Source organism: Sphingomonas sp. (assembly GCF_036387595.1).
Classification (GTDB): Bacteria; Pseudomonadota; Alphaproteobacteria; order Sphingomonadales; family Sphingomonadaceae; genus Sphingomonas.
Window position 1 is genome coordinate 183,042 of record NZ_DASVTL010000117.1, and the last position, 26,504, is coordinate 209,545.

Here is a 26,504-nt window from a genome sequence, read left to right on the forward strand (position 1 = left end):
GAGAACCGCAGAAAAGCGTGCTTTTTACCACGCCAACGTCGGTTGGGACGACCGGATCGGGTGCCGCCAGTCCACGCCTTCAAGCAGCATCGATAACTGCGCCGGGGTAAGCACGGCGACGCCGTCCGCGGTCGCCGGCCAGGTGAACTTGCCGCGCTCGAGCCGCTTGGCGTGGAGCACCAGACCCTGGCCGTCCCACCACAGCAGCTTGATCAGATCGCCACGCTTGCCCCGAAAGGCGTACACAGCGCCCCCAAACGGGTTCTGGCAAAGGCGCTGCTGGACAAGCGCGGCGAGCCCGTCGAAGCCCTTGCGCATATCTGTGACGCCAGCCGCCAGATACACCCGCACGCCGGCTGGAGGGCCGATCACCCGAACCCGGCCAGCACGGCCTTGAGCACCCGCGCGTCGATAGGCGGCGCTAACCGCACGCGCTGCCCGCCTGACCCGAGCACCTCGACTACGCCCGGCCCGAGCGGCTCGGGTTGCGATGCAACGGGCATGATCGCCACCTCGACAGGCACGAATGTGGGCGCGGGCAGTTGCGCCGTCCGAACCGCTACGCCGTCGCGCAGCAGCATGCGCCGCCAGCGATAGATCAGCGACTTGCAGACGCGGTAGCGTCGGCTGACATCTCCCACGTTCGCGCCCGGCATCATCGCCTCAGAGACGATCCGGGCCTTGTCGTCGTCAGTGAACCGCCGCGGTTCCGCCAAGCCCGCGTTCCCAACCTCAATAATCCGCGTAGCCATAGGTGCCGCACCTGTGGCTTGCCGCTCACCCCACGCGCAAGGCGGGCAAGACCGGACGCTTACAGCGGGGTTGCGAGGTATTGAGATGGCGCGACAACTGGATCGCGGCGCCTAGGAACGCCCGCGGCAACGCGCCCAGCAGTAAGGCCATCGCGTGGCCCGGCGCGCACGAACCGAGCCGACGCAGACGTCGCACCGATGATGCTCAGCACTAGCGCGGTTAGACGCACAACCGTCGCTCGCGCCCCGAACAACGCCACAAAAGCGATGTAGGAAGAGGCACTGGCATGGTCCACGCTGGAACAGAGCGGCGCCGGACATCGATGCAGCCAGCGAGCCGGACATCAGTGCTCGTGATCGCGACTAGCATGGGACAGATCAGCGAAACGCCGGGTCACGTGTCAAGAAGCTCGCGCCTTGGTGTCACAACCGTTCGGTTTTGGCACCATTCGATATTTGGCTTCGGGCATCATGTCTGATCACGTTTTGCACGACGCAGAATTGCATAGCCCAGCAATCCCGAGATGAGCGATCCGGCCAACACGCCGATTTTTGCCTCAGACTGAAACAAGAGGCTGTTCGGAAAAGCGAGCGGCGTGATGAAGATGCTCATGGTGAACCCGATCCCGCAGAGCAGTGCGACACCGAGCATCTGAGGTCGGCTCGCATGTGCGGGCATGTCGGCCAGCCCGAACCGCACGGCAAGCAAGGCAAAGCCGAACACGCCCACGACTTTCCCGATCAACAACCCCGCTGCAACGCCCAACGTGACCGGCGCGATCAGCGCGCCAGGGGCAGCCCGAGAACCGGCACGGCCGCGTTAGCGAGGCCAAAGATCGGCACGATAAAGAAACCGACAGGCAGATGAAGGGCGTGCTCCAGTCTATGCAGCGGACTGACGCAGTCGGCGTCGGAACGGCTTGGCGTCGATTCCATCGGGATGGTGAAAGCCAGCATGACGCCGGCGAGCGTTGCATGGATGCCCGAGCGCAGCACCAGCACCCACAGGACCAGCCCGACCAGCAGATATAGAGACAGTCGGCGGACACCGAACCTGTTGAGGGTAATCAGCACCGCGACTGCCACGCCCGCTCCCGCCAGGTCGGGCAACGACAGGTCGGCGGTGTAGAACATCGCGATGATGAGGACCGCACCCAGATCGTCGATGATCGCCAGTGCCGCCAAAAACACGCGCAGCGACGCCGGAACGCGATTACCGAGTAGGGCAATGACTCCAAGTGCAAAGGCAATGTCGGTCGCGGCGGGGATCGCCCACCCCGCTGCGGTAGGACCACGATTGAAGGCCAGGTAGATGAGTGCCGGCACGATCATCCCGCCCGCAGCGGCGATGCCCGGTAGGATGCGCCGCGACCAAGTCGAAAGCTGGCCGTCCAGCACCTCGCGTTTGATCTCCAGACCCACGAGAAGGAAAAACACGGCCATCATGCCGTCGTTGATCCAATGTTCGAGCGACAGCGGCCCGACGTACGTGTGAAGCATCTCACCATAGCCCGGACCCATCGGCGAGTTGGCGATGAGAAGCGCGACGACCGCGGCCGCCATCAGCATGATCCCGGCAGAGGATTGCGCTTCGAGAAAACGGCGAATCGCGCTCGGGCGCGCATGGGTCTTCTGGTTCATCGACGGTACCCGCGCACAGGAATCCGCCAGCGGCCCGACCAGCGTGAAAACCTGCCCACCGACACCGAAACGGGAGCACCCAAGGGGTCTATTGCATCGGCTGCGCGGTGAAACAACCTCGCGCCGATGTTGGGGCGGCTGTTATATCTCCGTCGTGACCGTTGTTATCCAGAACTCCATTGGCTCAAGGTACGGCCGCTCGCGTCCTCATAAGAGACCTGATTGAGCTGGATGGCGACGATGCAGACCGGACGCTGTTCCGGTCCAGGGGCGCGACACTCGATCGCTCGCCCGTTCGGGAACGATGCAACGCGCCCTTCCAGCAGCATTCGATAGCCCTTGTCTGGCGGCGACAGCGGCTCGTTGCCCTTTGCCCGGATCGTGAACTCGTAGGCCCGTCCATCGCGACGACCGATCCGCGAGCTTCCCGCCTCGAACACGGCCGCAAGTCCGACCGTCTGCGGTGAGGCGGGAAGCGCCTCTGTTTGCGAGGGATCGGCTTGAACCGCGGGGCAGGATTCGGATGCGAGCCACGGGCGAGGTATCCAGAAGCCCTCGACCGCCTCCCATTTTCCCGCGGCGTCGGTCTCGGCAAGCAACGCCGAGCCGGTCCAGTCACCCGGTGTCATGCTGAGCTGGATCGTTTTCCGATCCGAACTCCAGGTCCACGCGGCCAGGCCGTCGCGCTCGTCTTTCGCCGCGTCTGGCAGACTAGGCCCGTTACAACCGAACGGCACCCGCACGGCAAAGCTACGTCCCACCAGCGGGTCCGCTTCCGGCAGCGTCTGGCCTTCGACATAGGCGGATGCCGCCTGACCGGCCGCACTGACGAGATCGCCCCGCGTCAAGGCGGAAGGTGGTGCCGGCGCAACTGGCGCGTCGAGTTCCGCAGGCGTGGTCGGCGTCTCTGTCTGGACGTTCGTCGGCGCCGGGTCAGGGTTTTTCTGATTGCAGCCCGCGAGCAGCAGGCCGGCAAGTGAAAGGGCAGAGGCCACCCTCGCGGCGATATCGCCGGCCGTCCTGTTCGGTGCGCTGCAAGACATGTGAGACGGGATAGCACAGCTCACGCACAATGGGAGCGCTACGCAGCCACAGTTGACGTATGGACGGCTTGAGGGTCTGCCGGGATTATGAATTTCAATCAGATTGCGGCGCTTGTCGTCCTGGTCGTTGTTGTCGGCGTGCTGATCCACGGCAAAATCCGCTCGGAAGTCGCGGCTTTGACCGCTGCGGCGTCGCTCATGCTTTTAGGGGTCATTCGTCCCATCGAGGTGCAGGGCGCATTCGCCAGCCCGGCAATCATCGCGTTAGCCTGCCTGTTCATCATTGCCTACGCGATCGAGCTTTCCGGTTTTCTGGGCGTCCTGATCCGTCAGGCGACGAAAATGTGCGCCCGACTGGGAAGCGCGGGGCTGTGGCTGGTGCTCGTCCTGTGCGGCGGCGCATCGGCGTTTCTCAACAACACCCCGATCGTGGTGCTGGCCGCCCCCGTCGTGAAGGACGTGGCAGTGTCGCTGCGTCTGTCGCCCAAGCGCTTCCTGATCCCGCTCAGCTACATCACCATCATGGGCGGCGCCTGCACACTGATCGGCACGTCGACCAACCTGCTGGTCAACGACATGGCGAGAAACGCCGGCCAGCCGGTGTTCGGCGTATTCGAGATCACACCCGTGGGGCTGATCGTCGCCGCAGCCGGGGGTCTTTATCTGTTCCTGATCGGCGGACGGTTGCTGGCTCGAGGGGACGACGGTGCGCCCCTGTCGGAGGGCGAACTCCAGGAGCAGACTGGCGACGGAACGATGGGCAATCCCGAGCTGTTCGCCGTCAACAAACCCTTCGATCTTAAGCGGGCGATCATTTCCCTTGGCGTCTTTCTTGCGGTGATCCTTGCCGCTGCGACCGGCATAACCTCCATCGCCGCGGCGGCCTTTGCCGGCGCCGTCCTGCTGATCCTGCTTAAAATCATCAGCCCGGAAGAAGCCTATGCCGGGCTTCGCCCCGAGGTGCTGCTGCTGATCGCGGGCATGGTGGTGGTCGGCCTGGCGATCGAGGTAACGGGGCTGGCCGCGGCGGGAACGGCGTTGCTGATCGACTTCATCCGGCCGTTCGGACCCTTGGTGGCTTTGGCCATCCTTTACGGCGTGACGCTGTTCGCGACCGAGTTTCTGTCCAATGCCGCCGTCGCGGTACTCGTCACTCCGGTCGCGGTCGCACTGGCCGAGAGCCTTGGCGTCGCGCCGCGGCCATTCCTGATCGCGGTGATGATGGCCGCCAGCGCTGCCTTCGCCACCCCGTTCGGCTATCAGACCAACGTGCTCGTGTTCCAGGTCGGCAAATACACATATATGGATTTTGTGAGGGTCGGCGTGCCGCTGAATCTCGTCACTTGGGTCGCCGGCGTGATCGCCATTCCCATTTTCTTCCCGTTCTAGCGGCTTCGTCGCTACACAAGGGCATGCCCGCCCGCGACACTGATCCTGCTCCATACAGCTTGCACCGCAAGAGCCGGACCCCGGTCTGGCTGTCGCTCATATGGCGCGTATTGCTCGCATTCGGCCTTATCGGCATAGCCCTTGCGGTACACTGGCTCGACCGTGACGGCCTGCGCGACAATGTGGATGGCGCGATCAGCTTCGCCGATGTGCTCTATTTCACGATGATTACCATCACGACGGTGGGCTACGGCGACATCGTACCCGTGACGCAGCAGGCGCGGCTGTTCGACACCTTCGTGGTGACCCCCATTCGCCTGTTCGTCTGGCTGATCTTCCTTGGTACGGCCTATGACTTTCTGCTCAGGCGGGTGTGGGAGAAATGGCGCATGAAGGGCATTCAGAGGCATCTCCGGGGTCATGTCGTCGTCGCCGGTTATGGCACCAGCGGTTCCGAGGCGGTTAGCGAGCTTGTTCGCCGCGGTGCCGATCCGCAGACGATTGTGGTTATCGACGCCGACCCTGCCGCGCTGCGCATCGCCAAGGATTGCGGCGCAACGGTGATGGAAGGCGACGCCACCCGCAATGCAGCGTTGGAAGCGGTCGCGGTCGCACAGGCTGACTCCATCATCGTATCCGCAGGCCGGGACGATACTTCCATCCTGATCGTTCTAACCGCCCGTCGGCTTGCGCCTCAGGTTTCGATCAGTGTCGTGATCCGCTCGGAAGACAATGAGGCGCTTGCGCGGCAGGCTGGCGCCGACACCGTCATCAACCCGGCGAGCTTTGCTGGTCTCCTTCTTGCCGGCTCGACACACGGCTCTCATATCGCGGACTATATGGCCGACCTGGCGGCATCGGGTGGGCGCGTCGCCCTGCGCGAGCGCTGCGTGACGGCGGATGAGATCGGCAAGCCCCTCTCGCAGATCAAGACCGGCTTGGGCCACCGCATCTATCGGGGCGAGACGATGATCGGCTTCTGGGAGACCGAGGCCGGTCTTCTGCAAAGCGGTGATTTCATCGTCGAGGTTGTGCCGAACGTCTAGCGCGCATCGGCGGCGACCGCGCTTACGTCGTCGCCCGCATCCGGGTCGCGCCCATGAAGCCGGTCCAGCAGGCGCATCGCAGGGGTCACGGTCAGCCCGTGCATCAGGATCGAGAGCAGCACGACGAGGCCCATGATCGCCCAGAGCCGTTCGCCACCGCCCACGTCCATGTCCATGTGATTCAAGCCGTAAGCGAGATAGTAGAACGACCCCACGCCGCGGATGCCGAAAAAAGCGAGGGTCAGCTTTTCGCTCAGATTGGCCCTGAAGCCGGATAGGCTGATCATACCAGCGACGGGCCGGACCACCAGCAGGATCAGCGCGGCGACAAATGCTTCGATCCAACCGATCGGCGCGAGGAGCCCGCTGACCAACGCACCGCCGAATAGCAGCAGCCCCACCATCATCGCGATACGTTCGATCTGCTCGGTAAAATCGTGCATGTCGCGCTGGAAATCGTGGCTGCGATGCGCGTGACGGATGGCGAGCGCTGCCACGAATACGCCAAGAAAACCGTAGCACTGCGCCATCTCGCATATGCCGTAGGAGATCAGCGTCGCGGCGATCGCGATCACGCCGTCGCCCGTCTGCGCGAGCTTGCTGTCGGCCGGTATGTGGAAGGTGATCCACCCGAACAACCGCCCGATGCCCCATCCGATCGCTATGGCGACCGCGATCTCCCACAGAATGCTGTGGAGCACCCACTTGGCGACCCAAGGTTCACCCGTCGCAGCCGCCGCCGCGAGCGCCACGGCAAGGTTCACGAAGGGGAAGGCAAGCCCGTCGTTAAGCCCGGCTTCGGAGGTAAGTCCGAAGCGCACTTCGTCCTCTTCGCCCGTCTTCGGCGGACCGACTTGAACGTCGGCAGCGAGCACCGGATCGGTAGGTGCCAGTGCTCCCCCCAGCAGGATCGCCAGCGGCAGCGGCAGCGCGAGCAACCAAACGCCGATGATCGTGACCGCGGCGATGGTGAGCAGCATGGTCGGGCCAAGCAACCGCCAGGTTATTGCCCACCGTTTCCAGCTGAACACCCGGTCGAGCTTCAACTGATCTTCCCTCGGTTTGACGGACACCAATGATAGGCTCCGCGGAGCCAGGAGGTGTATGATGGCAAGTACGACAAAACGTCGGTTCACGGACGAGTTCAAGCGCGAGGCCGTGGCGCTGTGGGAGACGAGCGGTCGGATGCAGACCGAGGTGACGGGCGAGTTGGGGATCATGCCGACGATGCTGCGTCGCTGGCAGCGCAAGTTACATGAGGGCAGCGCCCCGCCGGCAAGCCCGGCGGCGAAGCCGCCAGTATCGACGATGGCGTCGCCAGCAGATCGGGCGTCCGAGATCGCCCGGCTGCGCCGCGAGTTGGACCGCGCGCGGATGGAGCGCGACATCCTAAAAAAAGCCGTCGGCATCCCCTCGACTTCGCTCGGGACAGGCTTTGCGGAGATGCCGCGGTGAAGTTCGCTTTTATCGAGCAGCATGCGTCCATCTGGCCGGTGAACGTCATGTGCCGCATGCTCGGCGTGTCGCGTAGCGGCTATTACGACTGGCGCGGTCGGCCGCCGAGTGCGCGAACGACGGCGAACCTGGCGCTGCTTGGCGACGTGCGTCGGCTCCAGGTGCGACATCAGGGGCGATACGGATCGCCGAGGATGCACGCCGCCCTGCGGGCGGAGGGCTATCGATGCAGCCGCGGCCGCGTCGAGCGGCTGATGCGCCGGCATCGCATCCGTGCGCTGGCAGGGCGCCGGTTCCGACCATGCACGACCGACAGTCGCCACTATCTTCCGATCGCCCCGAACCTGCTGGCCCAGCGCTTTGCGGCAACCGCGCCAAACCGGATCTGGCTTGCCGACATCACCTATATCGCGACAGGCGAAGGCTGGCTGTATCTGGCGGCCGTGCTCCATCTGGCGACCCGCAAGATCGTCGGTTGGGCCATGCGCGATCACATGCGGACCGAACTGCCGCTCGCGGCGCTGATGATGGCAGCGCAGCGGCAACGACCGGCACCCGGTCTCATCTGCCACTCGGATCGCGGATCGCAATATGCAGCCGGTGCTTACGTCGATCACTTGACCGCGATCAGCGCTACGCCATCAATGAGCCGTACCGGAAATTGCTACGATAATGCCCCGATGGAGAGCTTCTTCCACACCCTGAAGGTCGAGCTCGTCCATCAGTGCCGATGGGTGACGCAGGTCGAAGCGAGACAGGCGCTGTTCGGATACATCGAGGGCTACTACAACCGGCACCGCATGCACTCGGCCATCGGGTACCTTACGCCCGAACAGGCCGAGCAGCGCATGAGCGGCTAACCCCGCGTGTCCGCCGAACCGAGGGAAGATCATGGCATATCCAACCTGACCGCCGGCGCGCGCACCCTTGTCGCGCTGGGCATAACGACGGCGGGTCTGTTCCGGATCGACGGTGAAGCCGTTCGCCTTCGCATAGGCGAGCAGGTCTTCTGGCTTCGACTTCCTATTCTGCCAGATTGAGACATAGCCGCGCTCGATTTCTGGACGCAGGCCCTGCATCGGCGTCGGCTCGTCCCAGAACACAGCGCTGCCGCCTGGGAGCGGTGTGCTGCTGTATTCCGCCTCGCCCAAGGATCGGGCGTGCCGTGCCGATAGGACGAGGGCTGTTCGAACTGCGTCTGCCACGCACCACGACGGTTCAGGCGGGCAAGCCGCTCGGCTTCCATGTAACGGGTGCGAGCATCGTCGTTGCCGCGCAGATATTCTGGCGTGGCGATACCCAGTCCGGCGTCTAGCAGTGCGGTTGCCGCATCCCCGTTCCGGTCCAGCGTGGCAACCGGGCGATCGTAGGTCTTGTCGCCCGTCCCCGTGACCGTCGCATCGGGCTGGGCAAAAGCGAGAAGCCGGCGTCGCGCCTCGGCACCCAAGGGAACGGTGCTGCCATCTCGCGCGAGGCCGGTCTGGTCCAGCTCGAACGCGTCCACTCCGAACAACCTGGCGTTCTCTCCGGTGCGAAGACGGAAGGTGTCGCCGTCGTGCGCGTCACCCGTTGGCGGATCGAGGCGGACGGTCTCGCCCGCCCGGAGGCGGACGGTCTCCCGCGGTTTGTCGCGACGCCTACGCGGCGGTGCAGGCGTGTCGTCCCGGCTGGAGCTGTCCAGCTTCAATCCGGCGGGCAGCGGCGGCAGGCTCACGCGGCGCGCTTCACCTGGGCGGCGATGGCGCGCCGGTGAACTCGGCTCGGCTAATGCCTTCCCTCCGGGCCTGCTCGGTGGCGGCGACCATCAGGGCGTGGTCGACCTGCAACTGAGTGGCGACGTGAGGGATCATGTCAGTGCTCCGTGTAGCTAGAGGGGGCGATGAACAGGCTCGCGCCGCTGATCACAGCCGACCCGACCTCGGTGCCGACCCGGCCGAGATGCGCCAGAGCGCGAGCCGCGACATGAGCGTCGACCTGATGAAGGACGCTGATCTCGGCCAGCGCTCGCTCCCGCGGCGTAGCGCCGGAACTGATGCGTTCGATCCGACCCGCGATCCGCGCGGCCATGTCCGACCAGCTTTCCCCGACGGCGACGTGGTTGTGCGGCTCTTCGCTCGCATCCATTCGGCGCACGGCCCCGGTGACGATCGCCTCGCAGACCTCGTCATCGGCAAGCTCGATCCCGGTAGGGACAAACCCGTGGTTTCGCAGATCGGCTTCTACTATCTTGGGCGGTAGGCCAGTCCGCTGCACTGCTTCGGTCAGAACCCAGCGCCACTGGTCGGCCAGCGTCAGCCCGCAGGCGTGCAGATCAAGGATCGCAGCGACATCGCTGGCGAGCATGGCGTAAATCATCGTGCCTTCACCCATTGCCCGTTGCGGACGACGAACACGCCACCCGTGCCGTCGGTCGCGGTCTGCTCGCCCGGTCGGATGCCGATGCCCATCGGCGCCCGGACCGATCTGAGGGGCGGCCGTAAGGCGGGGCGTTTCGCGCCGGTTCAGCAAGCTCGATGTATGGGCCGTTCGCACCCGCCGGCCGCGCAGCTGCTCCTGCTGCTGGGCAGGGGCATATTCCGCGCGCGTCTCGGCGTAATCGGCGTCCGCGTCCGCCCGGCGCAACCGATCTGGCTGAAGATCGCTGTCCTGCTGTTCCCGGCTAAGGGCTCCGAACACAGTGCCGTATTGGTCACCCGCCTCCTGCGCGAGCATCATCGTGGACACACGCTTCGCAGCCTCGACCTGATTGGGCTTCTTGCTCGCCAGCATACCGCGGAGCGTTTACACGACGGATCGCGGCAAGATCGCGCGACATGCGGTCGAGCCGCCCCTTGAAGAGGTGGTCGATCTCCTTCGTACCGCGCCGGGCGAGCCAGGCGGCGAGCGCGTCGTTGACCAGCCGGCTCTTGTTGCCGCCGGGACCGGCCGCCAGCGCTTCGAGCGCGTCGGCGATCTCACGATCGATATAGAGGTTCTGGCGGACCTTCATGGCTCAGATCCCTGGCAGCAGGTCGCGCCCGCTGCTCTGGTTGAGGCCATAGCCGCCCGCGACCGGGGTCAGTCCGCGCGCCTGATCCATCGCGCGCTTCTCGGCCGCGCCATCGCCGTCATCGTCGGCGATTTGCTGCTGGACGTTCTCCTGCTCGACGGGCTTGGTGCCAGCGTCCTCGGCGATGCCGGGATGGCGCTGCTGCTGCATGCCGCCGTCTTCGTCAGCGGATACGGTTTCCGCCGCGTTTTCGAGGCGGGTATCGGGGAGGCGCGCGAAGCGGCCCCAGTCGTTCGACCGCGGCTTGGGACAATCGGCATAGCGACCGTCGACCAGAGACGGCGCAGGTGCGACACGCGCGGTGAAGTTCGTGTCGGCGAAATAGCGCAATTTCTGGGCGCGGATCGGTGCCAGCCCGGAGATCAGCACGAGTTCATCGGTCGCCGGTAGCTGCATCACCTCGCCGGGCGTCAGCAGCGCGCGCGGTCTCCTGGCGCGAGACCATGACATGCGCAAGCCAGGGCGCGAGCCGGTGTCCGGCATAGTTGCGCATCGCACGCTGCTCGGTCGCGGTGCCGAGTGCGTCGGAAATACAAGAGCGACACCGGCCGCTCGCCTTCGATCAGGTCGGCGATACGCCAGTCGCAGCGCGAGGTGACCTCGGCGACGGTCGGATCGCGGTACAGGCCGAGCAACGACATCGCGGTCGACAGCACGCCGGAACGCTCGTTCTCGCTTTTGTTGAACAGTTCGCGGGCGGCGGAGGCGACGACGGGATGGACGCGCGGATGATCGGCATCGCCGAGATGGTTGATCGACATCATCCGCTTGAGCGTGGCGACGAAGCTGCGCTGCGGGTCGGACAGGAAGGTTGCGACGCGCGCGAGCGTCTTCTCTTCCTCGGCATAGAGGACATGCAGGATCGCGCCGACCAGCAGCGAATGGCTGGTCTTCTCCCAATGATTGCGGCGTTCGAGCGCGCCTTCCGGATCGACCAGGATATCGGCGATGTTCTGGACGTCGCGCACTTCGTTGGCGCCACGGCGGACTTCGAGCAGCGGATTGTAGCGCGCCGATCGCGCATCGGTCGGATTGAACAGCAGGCAGTGCGAGAAGCGCGAGCGCCAGCCCGCCGTCAGCGTCCAGTTCTCGCCCTTGATGTCGTGGACGACGGTCGATCCGGTCCAGGACAGCAGGGTGGGGACGACCAGCCCCACGCCCTTCCCCGAACGGGTCGGTGCGAACGCCATGACGTGCTCGGGACCGTCGTGGCGCAGATAGCGGCCGCCGAGACTGCCGAGCAGCACGCCGGCGTCGCGGTGGAGACCGGCGGCATCGATCTCGCGGCGATTCGCCCAGCGCGCCGACCCATAGGTCGTGACATTGTTCGACTGGCGCGCACGCCACAACGACCCGGCGATCGCCGCGCCGCAGCCGACGAACCCGCTGGCGCCTGCCAGCGTGCCGGCCTTGTCGAACACGACGGGCGCATAGGCATCGTAGTGATACCACCACGCGAATAGCGCCCAGGGGCGATAGATCGGCAGGCCGGCGACGATCGCCCAAGGCGACCCGAGTTCGGGCTGATAGGCGAGCATCGCCGCCGCCCATTGCGTCGCCGCCCACACGCCCCCGATCACGAGTCCGAAGACGATGAGGATCTGGCCGATCAGCAATCTGGTGGGCGTCATAGTGGCGGCTTTCCCCGCCGGATCGTCGGTCGATCGGGCCGGGTGAAAATCGCCGGACGGTGCCGAAAACAGAATTGGGCTGTTAGGTGAAATGCGCCGGCTTGCGCCAGCTTCGATCACGCGACCGCTCAGCCAGAGACTTGCGGTCAAGGCGTATCGTTCTTACAAGCGAATACAGGCTAATCCATTCCAATGAACGAACATGGCAACGGGCGGACCAATGCCGAAGAACGACGAGAATCGGGTGCTGACCGCGGCCGTGTCTCGCGTCGCAGCCTGCTGGAAGCTGACCAATGAGCAACTCGGCGCGGTGCTGGGCCTGTCGCCCGCAACCGCCTCGCGCCTGCGGACCGGCGGGTTCGAACTCGACCGGTCGAGCAAGGCGTTCGAGCTTGGCCAGTATCTCGTCCGCCTGTTCCGCGGCCTCGATGCGCTGATGGGCAGCGACGACGATGCGTCGATGTCGTGGCTGCGCAGCCCCAATCCCGATCTCGACGGCCGCCCGATCGACCTGATCCGCTCGATCCATGGCCTGGGGGCGGTGACGAACTACGTCGATGACTTCCGCGCCCAGGTCTGAGGTCGTCCCGACCCCCGCAGACTTCCGCCGATACGCCGGCAAGGTCTGGCGGCTGGTCGAGGCGCAGCACCGTATCTCGACCAACCGGCTCGCTGGCGACATCGAGGATCAGGCGCTGCTCGAACGGCTGGTCGAGGAGGTCAAGCCGGTGATGCCGAAGACCGCACGCGGGCTGCACTATCTGCTCGGCACCCGGTTCCGATACGGTTACGCCAAGGCGTCGCGGTTCCGGCGAGCGAACGAGCGCCCCGGCATCTTCTATGCCTCCGAGCACGTCGCGACCGCGGTTGCGGAAACGGCCTATTGGCGGTTGCTGTTCTTCTCCCGCTCTCCCGGGTTTGTACCGCCGACGACCGTGGTCGAGCATTCGGCGTTCACGGTGCCGATCATGGTCGATCGCGCGCTCGACCTGACGGCGCCACCGTTTGATGCGCCAGCCGCCCGATGGATAAAACCGGATGATTATGAGGACTGCCAGACGTTCGCTACTGCCTCCCGTAGCATCGACGCACAGGCCATTCGCTACGCCTCGGTGCGCGATCTCGATCACCGCGCCAATATCGCCCTGTTCGATCCGACCGCCTTTACCGCACCCGCCCCCGTTATCGAACAGACCTGGCACTTCCGCTACGAGGCCGGCCAGATGACCGCGTTCGCGGCATTTCCATCGAGCGATCGTTACGCCTTTACATTCGGGGCGTTCGGGCTGACGGCACCGTAACGAAGCCGGCCGACCGCTACAGACCTGCGTCCCTGCGAAGCTCGTAGAGCCTCTCGCGCGAAACCTGTCCGACGATATTGCGGAGCGCTCGAACCGACGACGCGATAGTGATTAGGTTCTCTCCGACATGCTCACACGGTTCTTGACGCTGGGACGTTCCTGCATTCGTGAATACCAAGCCAGCAGTGCCGTGCAGTCGCCGGGTATCGGCACATCAACGAGCCCGGCGAAGGGGGCCGCCAATCACCGTGATATCGGGCATGGAGAACATCTCCCCAGCAACATACGGCTGGCCCCGAAGAACATCATCGAAATACCGCATGCCGCGTCGAGCCTTGTCGCGCTGACGGAGCCCCCACTCGGCGTTTTGATAGAGCTCGACGTCCGGCCCAAGCCCCGGTGTCGCGTGATGGAAATGGACGCTGACGGCATCCAGCGCTCGATCTCAGCACGCTTGCTCATCATGTGGATCAGGCCTCTTTCGCGCGCTGACCTGCCGGTAAGCCTGAGGACGCCTTCAAGCGCGTCGAGGTATTCGGTGATTGCGGTGCATTCCGCGAGTAGGGTTCCGTCGTCGAGTTCCAGCACCGCATCGAGGGCCTTTTCGCCTTAAACAATGGCGGCATATCGTGATACGTCACGAAAACTCACCGCAAACTTCCTCGCCTTCATTCAACTTGCGGCGAGGCCGGCATGCCCTTGGCCGAGGTCAACCCGATGCAGCGCGGCGGTCTGCCCCCACGCGAAGCCGGTCCCGAGCCTGTCGAGGGGACCGATGCGATCGACGCCGCCAGGCTCGCTCGCATAGACACACCCGCGCCCCGCTTTAACGATTACATGGAAAGCAAAGTATCAGGCGCTGGCCGCCGCCGGAAAAACCACCCCAGGTCGCACCAGCGCCGTGATGCGAAAGCTCATCATCCTCGTAAATACGCTTCTCAAAGACAATCGAACCCTAACCCCAAAAACCCGCCGGATCACGACGGATACTCTAAAAAAAAGCCGCCGTCCCGAAGGACGGCGGCCGGAATATGTCGCTAGCGCAAGGCTTTTAGAAGCTGAAGCGCGCGCCGACCCGGATCGCGTAGAGCGATTGGCGGGCATAGATCGTGTCCGTCGGCGCGGTGTTGGGCGCCAGATAGCGATATTGCGCGCATGGCTGGGTCGAGGTGTTGACCAACACGCCCGCCGCCGAAGTGCCAGTAGGAGTCGGCGAGGCCAGGCACTGCACGCGCACCGCCGGGATCGTATAGGGGAAGACGTATTCGCGGATCTGGCCCCAGTTCTTGTTGATCAAATTCGTGACGTTTTCGATATCGGCAAACACCTGAAGCCGCGAGCCGGCGACCCCGGTGGGGATCTCCTGCGCCACGTGCAGGTCGAAACGGGTGAACCATTTCGAATTGAACGCATTGCGCGGCGCGATCTTGCCGCGGTATTTCGCCAGGTCGGTCGAGTTGATGAGCGCCTCGAATGTATCGCGGGTGGCGGGGGTGTCATAGCTGACGAGCGCATCGGTGGTGCTCGTCGGCACGTAGAGCAGATAGCGCGTGCCGGTGCCCGAAGTCCCGAAGACGGGGCTGCGTGCGTTCGATGCCTCCTGCATGGTATAGCTGTACGGACGGCCGATCCGCGTTTCGCCGAACAGCGCGAAAGTGGTCTTGTAATCACCGAAGAACGCGTGATCGAACGTCAGGTTATATTTGATGTTGTGCTTCACCTCATCGTTCGAAATGCCGTAGGCGGCGCCGTTCGCGTCCAGGAAGCCGCCGTTGCCGTAATTCGACCCCGCCGTCGAAGAGGTCGCCGGTGCCTGATCCTTGATGTCCTGATAGGCGTAGGTCGCGCCGATGGTCAGATCGAAGTCGAACCGCTTTTCGAAGCGCGCCACGGCGATGTAGCTGCGCCCCTTCTTGGTGTTGGTGAGCAGCAAGTCCTGATTGGTATCGGCAAAGCTGGTCAACGGGCTGTAGCGGGTGCGGCCATCCGGGGTGAGCAGCCCGTTCGGGCGGACGCGCACATCGGTGAAGAACACCTGATTGCGCACCGCCGAATAGAAGAAGTCCGCGCCGAAGGTCCAGCCACCGCCGAGAACCTCGGGCGTGTAGTCGAACGACAGCGTCGAACGCCACTGCGAGGGCAGCTTGAAATTCGGATCGAGCGCGTTGACGGTCGCGGGAGCGGCCGGATTGCCTTGCAGGGCTAGCAGTGCGGTGTCCACCGCGGCCGGGATCGCCGTGCCGTTGACGCCATTCAAGCCGGCTTGGCCCGCAGCAGTGACCGCCGCGCCGGTCAAGCCCGGAATGGTGAAGCTGCCGTCGTTGTTGCGGCGGATGTCCACCGAGTTCGTCAGGAAGCCGGTGTTCGAGAAGCTGTTCGAGACATAGACGTCCGGCGAACCGCCCGAGAAGATGCCGACACCGCCGCGGACCGACAGGTCACCGAACGGCCGCAGATCGAAGCCGATACGCGGCTGCACCACATCGCGCCCGCTGATGTAGGCGGTGTTGCGGAACCCGGCGCGGTCGAGGAAGCTCTGGTTAAACGCAACCCGCTTGGAACCCGCATCGCCATAGACGTCGTAGCGTACGCCGTAGTTCAGCGTGAACCAGTCGGTCAGGCGCCAGGTGTCCTGAATACCGAAGCTGAACTGCTGGTAGCGGAAGTCGGCTGCGGCAACGTTCGGGTCGAGGCTGGGCACCGCATTGCCGTATCGCAGGCGCTGCGCGTTGCCCGCCTGGAAGTCGGCGATCGAGTCGAAATAATAATCGCCTGCGCTACGTTGCAGGAAGGCGTTGAAGATGCGCGTGTCCTGCATCTCCGCGAACACCCGCAGATCGTGGTTGTCGCGGTTCAGGCGCCCCTGCACCAGGCCGCCATAGGTACGGCTGGTGAGCGCGTTGGTCTGGCGCGAGATGTCCGGACCGAAGCTGACCTGACCGGAACCTGGGGCGCATGCCGTCGAAGCGGCCGCCCCCTGCGCGCCCGGCGCGGTCCGGTCGGAGTTTTCGGCCGTGCAGACCTGAAACTGTGCGAAGCCCCGGCCCAGGATCGGATCCTGGCCGCGCTTGTAATCCTTGTAGAACCCACGCAGCTCGGTCGAGAAATCGTCCGACCAGTCGCTGTTCAACTGGAACACCCCGGTGTGGAGACGATTGGACGCGATATAGCCGTTCGATTCCAGACCGATGCCCGGCGTGCCGGTGACGAAGGTGTTCTGATTGAAGCGGATCGAATCCTTGGTGTAGAGATACGTCAACGAGGCACGTTGCGTATCCGACAGATTGGCGTCGAGACGCGCAACCAGCCGGTCGTCGCTGTCCTGCGAGTCCGTGAGGATTCCGCCGGTTTCATACCCATAGCGCGACTGGGCGATCGCCGAGATCCGATCCACCTGATTCTGCGAGATCGACGGAACGATGGTGCCCGCGTTGTTCTCCGCCGTGCCTTCCGCGATCGGCAAACCGCCGCGGATGCGCTCGCCGGCGACCATGAAGAACAGTCGGTCGGCGATGATCGGACCCGAGATCTGGGCGCCGTAATTCTGGACCTTGTAATTGGGTTTGGGCACCCGGCCATTTGCGGCCACGCCGGGCCCAGGCTTCGTGCGGTCGCCCTGCAGTTCGTCCTGGGTTTGCGCGTAGAAGCCCGTGCCGTGGAAGGTGTTGGTGCCCGATTTCAGCACCGCGTTGATCGCGCCGCCCTGAAAATTGCCTTCGCGCACGTCATACGGCGCGACCTTGGTCTGGAACTGACCGATCGCATCCAGCGGGATGGGCGAGCGGCGGGTCGGCAGGCCATCGGGGTTGAGGCCGAAATTGTCGGTGACGGGCACACCGTCCACCGAGAAGCGATTGAAGCGCGCATTCTGGCCCGCGAAGGACACCGCGCGGCCACCGCCCGGCGTATCGTCGAGGCGCGCGAAGGGATCGCGGCGCATCAGATCGCGGACGTCGCGGTTGATCGTGGCGACATTGGCGATGTCTTCGGCGGTCAGCACCGTGGCCGGCCCCTGCGAACTCGTCCCCGCGCCGCGGATCGACGATGCGGTCACGATGATGTCGCCGCCCTGCGCACCCTCGGCCGCGAGTTCGATCGGCAGTTCGAACGGCTGCGCGATCACCGTGAAGATGTCGGTCACGGTCGCACTATCATATCCGGCTGCCGTTACGGTCACCGTGAACGGGCCGCCGATGCGCAGGCCGGTCGCGTTGAACGACCCGCTCGCATCGGTCGTCGATGTCGCGGTGGTGCCCGATGGCACGTTCAGCACGGTGACGGTAGCGCCCGCAACCGGTGCGCCGTTCGAGGTGACGGTGCCCGCGATCGTGGACGTCGTCTCCTGCGCGAACGCCGCGACCGGCATCATCAGCGCGACGGCGGCAACGCCCAGGAACAGGTTGTTTCGCATCGAATATTTTCCCTTTTGAGCCGTGCCGGTCCACGCACGCGCGGCGTCCTCGCCGTCGCAGATGCCACTGCCGCACGGATATTGCGGTTCCATGACATTGGCGAGTCGGTTGTATGGGGTTCGAGAAGTCGTGCATGGTGCGTTGCAAAAAAGCATCACACCCCGTTGTTCAGCCGGTGCCGCGGCTCCAGGCCTGCTCGATCACCTGTGCCAGTACCGTCTCATCCACGTCGGCGAACCGCTTGATATAGAGGCAAGCCTTGGCGCGTGTATGCCGGCCGAGCCGATGGAGCAGCGCGCCATAGCCGTCGATCGTACCGGGCAGGTACAGGACGAGATGCGGCTTGCGCGGCGAAAAGCCGATGCGGCACATGTCGCCTTCGCGCCCGCTGTCGTAGCGGTAATGGTATCGGCCATAGCCGACGATCGCGCTGCCCCACATTTGGGGAGCCTCACCGGTGATGCGACCGATCAATGCCGCGATTCGGAGGGCATCCTCGCGCCGTTCGACCGGTTCGGCGCGCGCCAGAAAGGCGTCCACGTCATCGCCGGTCGCTGCCATCCTGTCCTCTGCCACGATTCCCCCGTTCATCCAGCCGCCGCGACGATCGCCGCCCAACCCGCCTCGTCGATCACCGGCACGCCCAGTTCGGCCGCCTTCTTCAGCTTGGAGCCTGCGGCCGCGCCAGCCACCACCAGCCCGGTCTTCGCCGACACCGATCCCGCGACGCGCGCGCCCAGCGCCTCGGCCTGTGCCTTCGCCTCGTCGCGGCTCATCGTTTCCAGCGTGCCGGTGAAAACCACCGTCTTGCCCGACACATGCGACGCGCGGGTTTCGTGGATGAAGGGCGGCGGGGTGACTTCGGCGAGCAGGTCGTCCCAGGCGGTGAGGTTGTGCGGCTCGTGGAAGAAATCGCCGAGCGCGCGCACGACGATCGGCCCGACGCCCTCGATCAGCGCGAAGTCCCCCAGCGCATCGGCATCGCTGCGGTGCGCCGCCTCCGCGGTCTCCCGAAGCCGGGGGAGGGTGCCGAACCGGCGCATCAGGTCGCGCGCGGTCACCTGGCCGACGTGGCGTATGCCGAGGCCGAACAGCAGCCGGGCGGCATCGGGCGCGCGCTTCGCCTCGATCGCGGCGAGCAGCGCGTCGACCGACTTCGCCTGCCATCCCTCGCGCGCGACCAGCGCATCGCGGTGCTGCGCCATGCGAAAGATGTCCGCAGGCTCGGCGATCCAGCCGAGTTCGAGCAACTCGACCAGCGTCTTCTCGCCCAGCCCTTCGATGTCGAGCGCGCCGCGCGACACGAAATGCCGTAGTCGCTCCAGTCGCTGCGCCGGGCATATCAGACCGCCGGTGCAGCGCACGTCGACCTCGCCTTCCTCGGCCACCGCTTCGGAGCCGCATCCTCCATATTGCGGTGGGCAATGGTCGGGGAAGACGAAGGCGGGACGGTCTTCGTCGCGGGTCAGTACCTCGACGATCTGCGGGATGACGTCGCCGGCGCGCTGCACGACAACGCGGTCGCCAACGCGCGCCCCCAGCCGCGCGATCTCGTCGCGGTTGTGGAGCGTGGCATTGGTGACGACGACGCCGCCGACGGTGACGGGTTCGAGCCGCGCGACGGGGGTGAGCTTGCCAGTGCGGCCGACCTGAATGTCGATCGCCTGAAGTATCGTCTGCGCGCGTTCGGCGGGGAATTTGTGCGCGATCGCCCAGCGCGGGGCACGCCCGACGACGCCGAGACGCGCCTGCCAGGCCAGCCGGTTCAGCTTGTAAACGACGCCGTCGATGTCGAAGGGGAGCCGCGAACGATCCGCTTCGATCTGCCGATAGACCATCAGCGCCGTGTCGACCGTGCCCACGATGCAAAAGTAATCGGACACGGGAAAGCCCCATGTACGGATGCAGTCGATGACTTCGCCCTGGGTGTTTCCGGGCGTCACGCTCGCCTCGCCCCAGCCGTGGGTCAGGAAGCGCAAGGGGCGGCTGGCGGTGACGCTCGCATCCTTCTGGCGCAGCGAACCCGCCGCGGCGTTGCGCGGGTTGGCGAACTGGCGCGCCTTGGCGGGCTCTGCCGCTTCGGCGAGCAGGCGGGCGTTGAGCGCGGCGAAATCCGCCTTGGCCATATAGACTTCGCCGCGGACCTCGAACACGTCCGGCGCGCCCTGGGGCAGCGTCTGCGGGATGTCGGGAATCGTGCGGACGTTGGCGGTGACGTCCTCCCCCACCTGTCCGTCGCCGCGGGTGAGCGCCTGAACCAGCCGCCGGCCTTCGTAGCGCAGCGAGCAGGACAGGCCGTCGATCTTCGGCTCCGCAGTGAGCGCCACCGCCTCGTCGTCGAGCTTCAGGAAGCGGCGAACACGCGCGACGAACTCGGCCACCTCCGCGTCCGAAAAGGCGTTGTCCAGGCTCGTCATCGGCCTGGCGTGCGCAACCTTGGCGAGGTGCGCCGCGGGCGCGGCACCGACCTGAACCGACGGCGAGTCGGCCCGGACCAGCTTTGGAAAGGCGGCCTCCAGCGCGGCGTTGCGGCGGACCAGCGCATCATAATCCGCGTCGCTGATCTCCGGTGCGTCGTCGCCATGGTACAGCCGGTTGTGGCGCGCGATCTCGACGGCGAGCGCCTCAAGCGCGGCGGCGGCTTCGGCGTCGGTCGTCGGCACGGTCATGGCACAGGGTTAGGATAGGCGCCGCCACGCCCGCAAGCGAAAGTCCGACTGATCCAGGTAAGTAGCGTGAAACCAAAGCCTTGATCGTGCGCTGTCGCGAGGAAATTGCAAGAAGGATGCCGCCATGACCGACGATGCCACCCGCCGCGACGTCTTCCGCGGGGCCGCCGCCGCCGGCTTGGTTGCCGCCGCCGCGCCAGCGTTCGCGCAGGGGCAGACCGTCCCGGTCGATCCGCAGACGAAATATACCCGCACGCCGTTCCCCGAACAGCGCCAGAAGTGGCCGGGATTGCAGCGCAACATGACGCCGGTGCCCGATTGCGGCGAGACCAGCTACCGGGGCTCGGGGCGGCTGCAGGGACGCAAGGCGCTGCTGACCGGCGCCGATTCGGGGATCGGCCGCGCCGCCGCGATCGCCTTCGCGCGCGAGGGGGCGGATGTCGCGATAAACTATCACCCCGACGAGGAACCAGACGCTCAAGACGTCGCCAAGCTGCTGCGGGCAGAGGGACGCAAGCTGGTGCTGCTGCCCGGCGACCTGACCGACGAGCGCTTCACCACCGCGCTGCCCGGCCGCGCCGCTCGCCAGCTTGGCGGGCTCGACATCCTGGTCAGCAACGCGGCCTATCAGCAATCCAAGGCTTCGATCGCCGAGATCACCCCCGAACAGTTCGACCGCACGATGAAGACCAACGTCTATGCGATGTTCTGGCTGACCAAGGCGGCGCTGCCGCTGATGAAGCCCGGATCCGCGATCATCAACACGGGATCGGTCAATTCGGTCGATCCGGGCGAGGAACTGCTCGACTATGCCACGACCAAGGCTGCCATCCTGGTGTTCACCAAGGGGCTGGCCAAGCAGGTCGCCAAACAGGGCATCCGCGTCAACATGGTCGCACCCGGCCCGATCTGGACCCCGCTACAGGTGGTGGGCGGCCAGCTGCCCGGCACGCTCGGGAAGTTCGGCCAGGACATGCCGCTCGGCCGCGCGGGCCAGCCGGCCGAACTGGCCGGGCTTTACGTGACGCTGGCGGAGGCGGGCAACAGCTACACCACGGGCTCGACGCTGGGCGCGAACGGGGGGGCAGGGACGCTCTAGAGCGCGATGACTTGATACCGATCCGTTCGTCCTGAGGAGCCCTGAGCGAAGTCGAAGCGGCGTCTCGAAGGACAGGTGAGACCCACTGTCCTTCGAGACGGTCCTTCGCCTGCGCTCAGTCCCTCCTCAGGACGAACGGAAGTAAGTCAATCCAAGGTCATCATGCTCTAAGCCGTCTCCAGCAGTCGTTCGGCCTGCGCGCGCGCTTCCGGGGTGATGCTGGCACCCGACAGCATGCGCGCGATTTCCTCCCGGCGTTCGTCTTCGCCCAGCGTGCGGACGCCGGTGCGGGTGACAATTCCGTCATGCGCCTTGGCGATCAGCAAATGCTGGCGTCCGCGCGCGGCCACCTGGGGGGAATGGGTCACGACGAGCAACTGGGTGCGCTCCGCCAGCCGGGCGAGGCGTTCGCCGATTGCGCTGGCGACCGCGCCGCCGACCCCGCGGTCGATCTCGTCGAACACCATCGTCGCGGCCGACCCTTCTTCCGCCAGCGCGACCTTCATCGCCAGGATGAAGCGCGACAATTCGCCGCCGCTCGCGATCTTGACCAGGGGCGCGAAGGGGGCGCCGGGGTTGGTCGAAATCTCGAATTCGACGCGATCCTTGCCGGCCGCCGACCAGCCGTCCTGCGCTCCGACGGCCACCACGGTGCGAAAGCGCGCGGCATCCAGCTTCAGTGGCGCCAGTTCGTCAGCGACCGCGGCGTCCAACCGCGCGGCGGCGGCGGTGCGCTGTGCCGACACCGCCGCCGCCGCCGCGTCGTAATCCCGCCGCGCCGCGGCAACGGCGGCGCTCAGTTGCGCCACGCCGCCTTCGCCCGCGTCCAGCCGTCCCAGCCGCGTGCGCAGATCCTCGGCCAGCGCGACAAGCTGATCCGGCTGAACGCGGTGCTTGCGCGCCATCGCCCGCAATTCGAACAGCCGCGCCTCGTCGTCTTCCAGCGCACGCGGATCGTGGGTCAGCGCGGTGCGCGCGTCACGCAGCCGTTCCTCGGCCAGCGCCGCTTCGATTACCGCGCGATCGACCGCCGCCAGCGCATCGGTGAGCGCTTCGTGATCACCAGCGATGCGCTCCAGCACCCGTGCCGCCTGGCGCAGCTTGGCAAGACCGCCATCCGATCCTTCGAGATGGGCGTCGATCGCCTCCAGATCGTCGGCGATCTTCTCCGCGCGCTGCATCGTGCGACGCCGATCCGCCAGCGCTTCTTCCTCCCCCGCTTCCGGGGCCAGCGCGGTGAGTTCGGCGGCGGCATGTTCGAGCCATTCGCGGTCGCGCGCCGCGGTCTCGATCTCCGCCCGTGCCGCGGCCAGCGCCGCGTCCGCAGCGCGCAGCGTCTCCCAGGCGGCGGCGGTGGGGGCTGTATCGACCCGGCCGAAGCTATCCAGCAGCGCGCGGTGCCCGGCGGGGGACAGCAACCCGCGATCGTCGTGCTGGCCGTGAATCTCGACGAGATGCGGCGCCATCTCGCGCAGCAACCCCGCAGACACAGGCTGATCGTTGACGAAGCCGCGGCTGCCGCCGTCGCGCTTGACGATGCGGCGCACGACCAGCGGCTCGCCAGGTTCGATCGCGAAGCCGTTTTCATCGAGCAGGGCCAAAACGGGCGCGGGCGGATCGAACGATGCGGTGACGATCGCCTGCACCGCGCCGTGGCGGACCAGCGCGCTGTCGCCGCGCCCGCCCAAGGCAAGGCCCAGCGCGTCGAGCAGGATGGACTTGCCCGCGCCGGTCTCACCCGTCAGCACGCCCAGCCCCTCGTGAAACTCCAGGTCGAGTGCCTCGATCAGCACCACGTCGCGGATGGATAGCCCGGTCAGCATGGGTGCGCCCTACACGGGTTAGCACGGCGGTGCGATGCCTGAATGTTCTTTCGTTCTCCCCCTCCCCGAGCTTGCTCGGGGAGGGGGACCGCTCGCGCAGCGAGTGGTGGAGGGGCTGGCCACGAGCGATTGCCGTTGGGGCTTTGCCCCTCCATCACGCCCTTCAGCCGCGGTCCCCCTCCCCAAGCAGAGCTTGGGGAGGAATAAGACGGCTCAGGTCGTCGGCGTCTCGGTGGTGGGCGTACCGGTGCCCGTCGTGCCGCCGCTTGGCGCCACCGGGGTGGGATTGCCCGGCGCCTCCGCGTTGGGTGTCTGCCCCGCTTCGCCCGGCAGGCTCGGCCGTGCGCCCGCCGTGCCCTCGGGTACGATGGCCGTACCCGGCGGCACGGCGGGCAGCGGCTGCGCCGGATGATCCTGCATCAATTTATACGCACGCTCGTACCACTGCGTCCCCGGATAGTTCGCGCCGAGCACCGCCGCCGATTTCTGCGCCTCCAGCGGCGTGCCCAGCGCCAGATACGTCTCCGTCAGCCGCATCAGTGCTTCGGGCGTGTGGGTGGTCTGTTCATATTGCTCGATCACCCGGCGGAAGCGCAGCGTGGCCGCCAGCCACTGGCCACGCGTCTCATAGAAGCGGCCGATCTCCATCTCCTTGCCTGCGAGATGGTCGTTGACCAGGTCGATCTTCAGCCGCGCGTCGGCGGCATAGCGGGTGCCCGGATAGCGGCGTGTCAGCTCGCCCAGCGCATCCAGCGCCTGGCGCGTGATCTTCTGGTCGCGGGTGACGTCGCCGACCTGCTCGTAATAGCCCAGGGCGATCAGATAATAAGCATAAGCCGCGTCGCGGTTGCCGGGATGAACCGACAGGAAGCGCTGCGACGACTGGATCGATTCGGTATAGTCGCGATTGAGATAGTAACTGAACGCGCTCATCAACTGCGCGCGCCGCGCCCAGACCGAATAGGGATGCTGGCGCTCGACCTCATCGAACAGCACCGCGGCTTCCTTGTAGCGCCGGTCATCCAGCCGCTTCTTGGCGGTGAGGTACAAGGTGCCGACATCGCGGGCGATATAGGGCGTGTCGCCCTTCGCACGATTCTGGGCGCAACCGGCAACGCCGAGGGCGGGGAGGGCGATCACAGCGGCAAGCGCGACCGAACGGAACTGGGGGATACGCATCGGCGCCTCCCATAGCGCACGGGGGCGGGGGCGAACAATAGCGTGCGTCGCTCGTTGCGCCTATGACCCCGATCCTCCACCTATCAGAGGCTTTTCCGATGCCAGCGACATTGCTCCAGACCCACCGCGTCGAAAAGCCCTGGGGCCGCCACGATCTCGGCTTCGGGTTCGACGATGCGCCCGCAGACGCGGCACCGGTCGGCGAGATCTGGTTCCAGACGCCCGGCGACACCACCCCCGACATGCTCATCAAATACCTTTTCACGGGCGAGCGGCTGTCGGTGCAGGTCCATCCCGACGACGACCAGGCGCATGCCAGGGGCCTGCCGCGCGGCAAGGACGAATGCTGGACGATTCTGAAGGCGGACGCCGACGCGACGATCGCGCTCGGCCCCAAGGCGCCGATGACCGCGGACCAGCTGCGCGCCGATGCACAGTCCGGAGCGATCGTCGACGATCTCGACTGGGTGCCGGTGAAGGCGGGCGACTTTCTCTACGCTCCCTCGGGCACGATCCACGCGATCGGCGGCGGGCTGACCCTGATCGAGGTGCAGCAGAATTCGGAGACGACGTACCGCCTGTACGATTACGACAGCGACCGCGAACTGCATCTGAAGGACGGGGTGGAGGTCGCCGACCTGCAACCATACACGCCGATCGTCTCGCCGGGTTCAGCGGGGGCGGGGCGGGCGATTCTGGTCGAGGGGCCGAAGTTCGTGCTCGAGCGGCTGAGCGGCGGCGATCATGCCGTGACGCTGCCCGAAGGCATCACCGCGTGGCTGGTGCCGATCACCGGGGCCGGCACTGTCGCGGACGTGACTTGGAAAGCGGGCGAGTGCGTGACCATCACGGGGAACGAGACGGTCCGGGCGAGCAGTGATGCGGATATGTTGCTGGCGTATCCGGGGGTAAAGCGGATCTGAGGGTCCGTTTGAAGACTCGCGAAGCGACGGCACGCTCCGGCGGCTGAGTACGCTCGCCTTTCGCTTCAAAGTAGTTCTTGAGCGACCAATGCATTAACCTGGTTTATCTGGGGATCGAAAGCAACAATCCGTAGTAAACCATTCCTCTCCGTCGGCGTTCTGCGCGATGTCGCCCGATAGCGGCATGATGGAGAAACTAACATGTATTATCATGACTCTAGGCTGCAATATCCGGTTGTCGTCAAGGAACCGGACCCCGCCTTCGCAAGATCGCTTCAGCAGGCGATCGGCGGCGTCGAGGGGGAGATCCGGGTCTGCATGCAGTATTTCTTCCAGGCGTGGGGCAATCGCGCACCCAACACCAAATACCGCGACATGCTGCTCCACACCGCGACCGAGGAGATCAGCCACATCGAAATGTTGGCGACCGCGGTGGCGATGAACCTGGAAACCGCGCCTGCGCATCTGCAGGAGGAGGGCGTCACCGACAAGCTGGTCGGAGCGGTAATGGGCGGCGAACGGCCGCGCCAGGCGATCGAGGGCATGATCCACAAGCAGTTGCTGTCGTCCGGGCTGGCCGCGATGCCGATCGACGCGGACGGTGTTCCGTTCAACATGAGCAACGTGTACGCCAGCGGCAACATCGCCGCCGACATGACCGCCAACGTGGCTGCCGAGTCAACGGGCCGCGTGCTCGCCGTGCGGCTCTATAATCAGACCCACGATCAGGGCATGCGCGACATGCTCGCCTTCCTGATCGCGCGCGACACGATGCACCAGAACCAGTGGCTGTCGGTCATCGAGGATCTGGGTGGGTTCGCGGCGCAATTTCCGATTCCCAACTCCTTTCCCCAGGAAGCGGAGAATCAGGAGTTCAATTACTCCTATTTCGTAACCTCGACCGACGGCAGCTATCCGGAGGGACGTTGGTCGCAAGGCCCATCGATCGACGGCAAGGGTGAATTCAAGCCGCAGCGCGTCGAACCGATGGGAGAGGTGCCGGTTCTCGGACCGGCACGGCCCGACAGCGGGGGACAGAGCGAGCAGATGAGCGCCGGATCGGTCGCCAAGATGTTGTAACGATCGCCTACA

The 26,504-nt window shown here is 65.6% G+C and carries 20 protein-coding genes and 2 pseudogenes; 9 read left to right on the top strand and 13 right to left on the bottom strand.

Going from position 1 to position 26,504, the window contains the following annotated elements; translation table 11 throughout:
- Positions 1–24: 24 nt before the first annotated feature.
- The 4 genes and pseudogenes from tnpB to VF643_RS14440 all read right to left on the bottom strand — a co-directional run bounded on the left by tnpB (position 25) and on the right by VF643_RS14440 (position 3,586).
- Positions 25–372, bottom strand: a complete 348-nt coding sequence (gene tnpB, locus VF643_RS14425; RefSeq protein ID WP_331044078.1) for an IS66 family insertion sequence element accessory protein TnpB — start codon at positions 370–372, stop codon at positions 25–27.
- On the bottom strand, positions 369–716 hold the full coding sequence (gene tnpA / locus VF643_RS14430; protein ID WP_331044079.1) for an IS66-like element accessory protein TnpA: 348 nt from the start codon (positions 714–716) through the stop codon (positions 369–371). The genes tnpB and tnpA overlap by 4 nt, the downstream gene beginning before the upstream one ends.
- A gap of 505 nt (positions 717–1,221) precedes the next feature.
- Positions 1,222–2,393 (bottom strand): annotated as a pseudogene (gene nhaA / locus VF643_RS14435) (Na+/H+ antiporter NhaA).
- A gap of 164 nt (positions 2,394–2,557) precedes the next feature.
- A complete protein-coding gene (locus VF643_RS14440; protein ID WP_331044165.1) occupies positions 2,558–3,586 on the bottom strand; it encodes a hypothetical protein in 1,029 nt (342 codons plus the stop codon).
- Between VF643_RS14440 and VF643_RS14445 the strand changes: the two genes are divergently transcribed.
- The gene (locus tag VF643_RS14445) at positions 3,524–4,825 is read left to right on the top strand and encodes an SLC13 family permease (protein WP_331044080.1); all 1,302 of its coding nucleotides are present in this window, start codon (positions 3,524–3,526) and stop codon (positions 4,823–4,825) included. The two genes, VF643_RS14440 and VF643_RS14445, sit on opposite strands and share 63 nt — an antisense overlap.
- A 23-nt stretch (positions 4,826–4,848) precedes the next feature.
- Positions 4,849–5,871 carry a potassium channel family protein gene (locus tag VF643_RS14450; RefSeq protein ID WP_331044081.1) on the top strand — a complete coding sequence of 341 codons (1,023 nt, stop codon included), beginning with the start codon at positions 4,849–4,851 and terminating at the stop codon, positions 5,869–5,871.
- Here the strand turns inward: VF643_RS14450 and VF643_RS14455 are convergent.
- Positions 5,868–7,091 carry a cation:proton antiporter gene (locus VF643_RS14455; RefSeq protein WP_331044082.1) on the bottom strand — a complete coding sequence of 408 codons (1,224 nt, stop codon included), beginning with the start codon at positions 7,089–7,091 and terminating at the stop codon, positions 5,868–5,870. The genes VF643_RS14450 and VF643_RS14455 overlap by 4 nt on opposite strands.
- Between VF643_RS14455 and VF643_RS14460 the strand changes: the two genes are divergently transcribed.
- A protein-coding gene (locus tag VF643_RS14460; RefSeq protein WP_414713873.1) for an IS3 family transposase occupies positions 6,979–8,186 on the top strand; the annotation gives its coding sequence in 2 pieces (ribosomal slippage) (positions 6,979–7,261 and positions 7,261–8,186; 1,209 coding nt in all). The genes VF643_RS14455 and VF643_RS14460 overlap by 113 nt on opposite strands.
- 305 nt (positions 8,187–8,491) lie before the next feature.
- Entirely contained in the window at positions 8,492–8,641 is a 150-nt protein-coding gene (locus tag VF643_RS14465; RefSeq protein WP_331044083.1) for a hypothetical protein, read from the top strand.
- Between the two features lie 536 nt (positions 8,642–9,177).
- Here the strand turns inward: VF643_RS14465 and VF643_RS14470 are convergent.
- The 3 genes and pseudogenes from VF643_RS14470 to traG all read right to left on the bottom strand — a co-directional run.
- Positions 9,178–10,095, bottom strand: coding sequence for a hypothetical protein (locus VF643_RS14470; protein WP_331044084.1), 918 nt, complete (start codon positions 10,093–10,095; stop codon positions 9,178–9,180).
- Complete coding sequence (locus VF643_RS14475; protein WP_331044085.1) at positions 10,016–10,315, bottom strand: hypothetical protein; 300 nt, start codon at positions 10,313–10,315, stop codon at positions 10,016–10,018. Before VF643_RS14475 ends, VF643_RS14470 begins: the two co-directional genes overlap by 80 nt.
- A gap of 189 nt (positions 10,316–10,504) precedes the next feature.
- Positions 10,505–12,006, bottom strand: a pseudogene (gene traG, locus VF643_RS14480) (IncP-type conjugal transfer protein TraG); the annotation flags it as partial.
- A 220-nt stretch (positions 12,007–12,226) separates the two neighbouring features.
- Here traG and VF643_RS14485 point away from each other — a divergent pair.
- The gene (locus VF643_RS14485) at positions 12,227–12,586 is read left to right on the top strand and encodes an MbcA/ParS/Xre antitoxin family protein (RefSeq protein ID WP_331044086.1); all 360 of its coding nucleotides are present in this window, start codon (positions 12,227–12,229) and stop codon (positions 12,584–12,586) included.
- Entirely contained in the window at positions 12,564–13,307 is a 744-nt protein-coding gene (locus tag VF643_RS14490) for an RES family NAD+ phosphorylase (protein WP_331044087.1), read from the top strand. The genes VF643_RS14485 and VF643_RS14490 overlap by 23 nt, the downstream gene beginning before the upstream one ends.
- A 1,051-nt stretch (positions 13,308–14,358) precedes the next feature.
- Here VF643_RS14490 and VF643_RS14495 read toward each other — a convergent pair.
- From VF643_RS14495 to ligA, 3 genes are all read right to left on the bottom strand, one after another.
- Positions 14,359–17,718, bottom strand: coding sequence for a TonB-dependent receptor (locus VF643_RS14495; protein WP_331044088.1), 3,360 nt, complete (start codon positions 17,716–17,718; stop codon positions 14,359–14,361).
- Between the two features lie 169 nt (positions 17,719–17,887).
- Entirely contained in the window at positions 17,888–18,310 is a 423-nt protein-coding gene (locus tag VF643_RS14500) for a DUF1801 domain-containing protein (protein ID WP_331044089.1), read from the bottom strand.
- Positions 18,307–20,388 (bottom strand): NAD-dependent DNA ligase LigA, encoded by a 2,082-nt coding sequence (gene ligA, locus VF643_RS14505; RefSeq protein ID WP_331044090.1) that lies wholly within the window; start codon positions 20,386–20,388, stop codon positions 18,307–18,309. The genes VF643_RS14500 and ligA overlap by 4 nt, the downstream gene beginning before the upstream one ends.
- A gap of 124 nt (positions 20,389–20,512) precedes the next feature.
- On the opposite strand from ligA, the gene VF643_RS14510 reads away from it, so the two are divergent.
- Positions 20,513–21,487 (top strand): SDR family oxidoreductase, encoded by a 975-nt coding sequence (locus VF643_RS14510; protein ID WP_331044091.1) that lies wholly within the window; start codon positions 20,513–20,515, stop codon positions 21,485–21,487.
- Between the two features lie 167 nt (positions 21,488–21,654).
- Here VF643_RS14510 and recN read toward each other — a convergent pair whose 3' ends face one another.
- Both recN and VF643_RS14520 read right to left on the bottom strand, forming a co-directional pair.
- Positions 21,655–23,310 (bottom strand): DNA repair protein RecN, encoded by a 1,656-nt coding sequence (gene recN / locus VF643_RS14515; RefSeq protein WP_331044092.1) that lies wholly within the window; start codon positions 23,308–23,310, stop codon positions 21,655–21,657.
- A gap of 213 nt (positions 23,311–23,523) precedes the next feature.
- On the bottom strand, positions 23,524–24,489 hold the full coding sequence (locus VF643_RS14520) for an outer membrane protein assembly factor BamD (RefSeq protein WP_331044093.1): 966 nt from the start codon (positions 24,487–24,489) through the stop codon (positions 23,524–23,526).
- A gap of 98 nt (positions 24,490–24,587) precedes the next feature.
- On the opposite strand from VF643_RS14520, the gene VF643_RS14525 reads away from it, so the two are divergent.
- Positions 24,588–25,412 carry a class I mannose-6-phosphate isomerase gene (locus VF643_RS14525; RefSeq protein WP_331044094.1) on the top strand — a complete coding sequence of 275 codons (825 nt, stop codon included), beginning with the start codon at positions 24,588–24,590 and terminating at the stop codon, positions 25,410–25,412.
- A 201-nt stretch (positions 25,413–25,613) separates the two neighbouring features.
- The gene (locus tag VF643_RS14530) at positions 25,614–26,492 is read left to right on the top strand and encodes a manganese catalase family protein (protein WP_331044095.1); all 879 of its coding nucleotides are present in this window, start codon (positions 25,614–25,616) and stop codon (positions 26,490–26,492) included.
- Positions 26,493–26,504 lie beyond the last annotated feature (12 nt).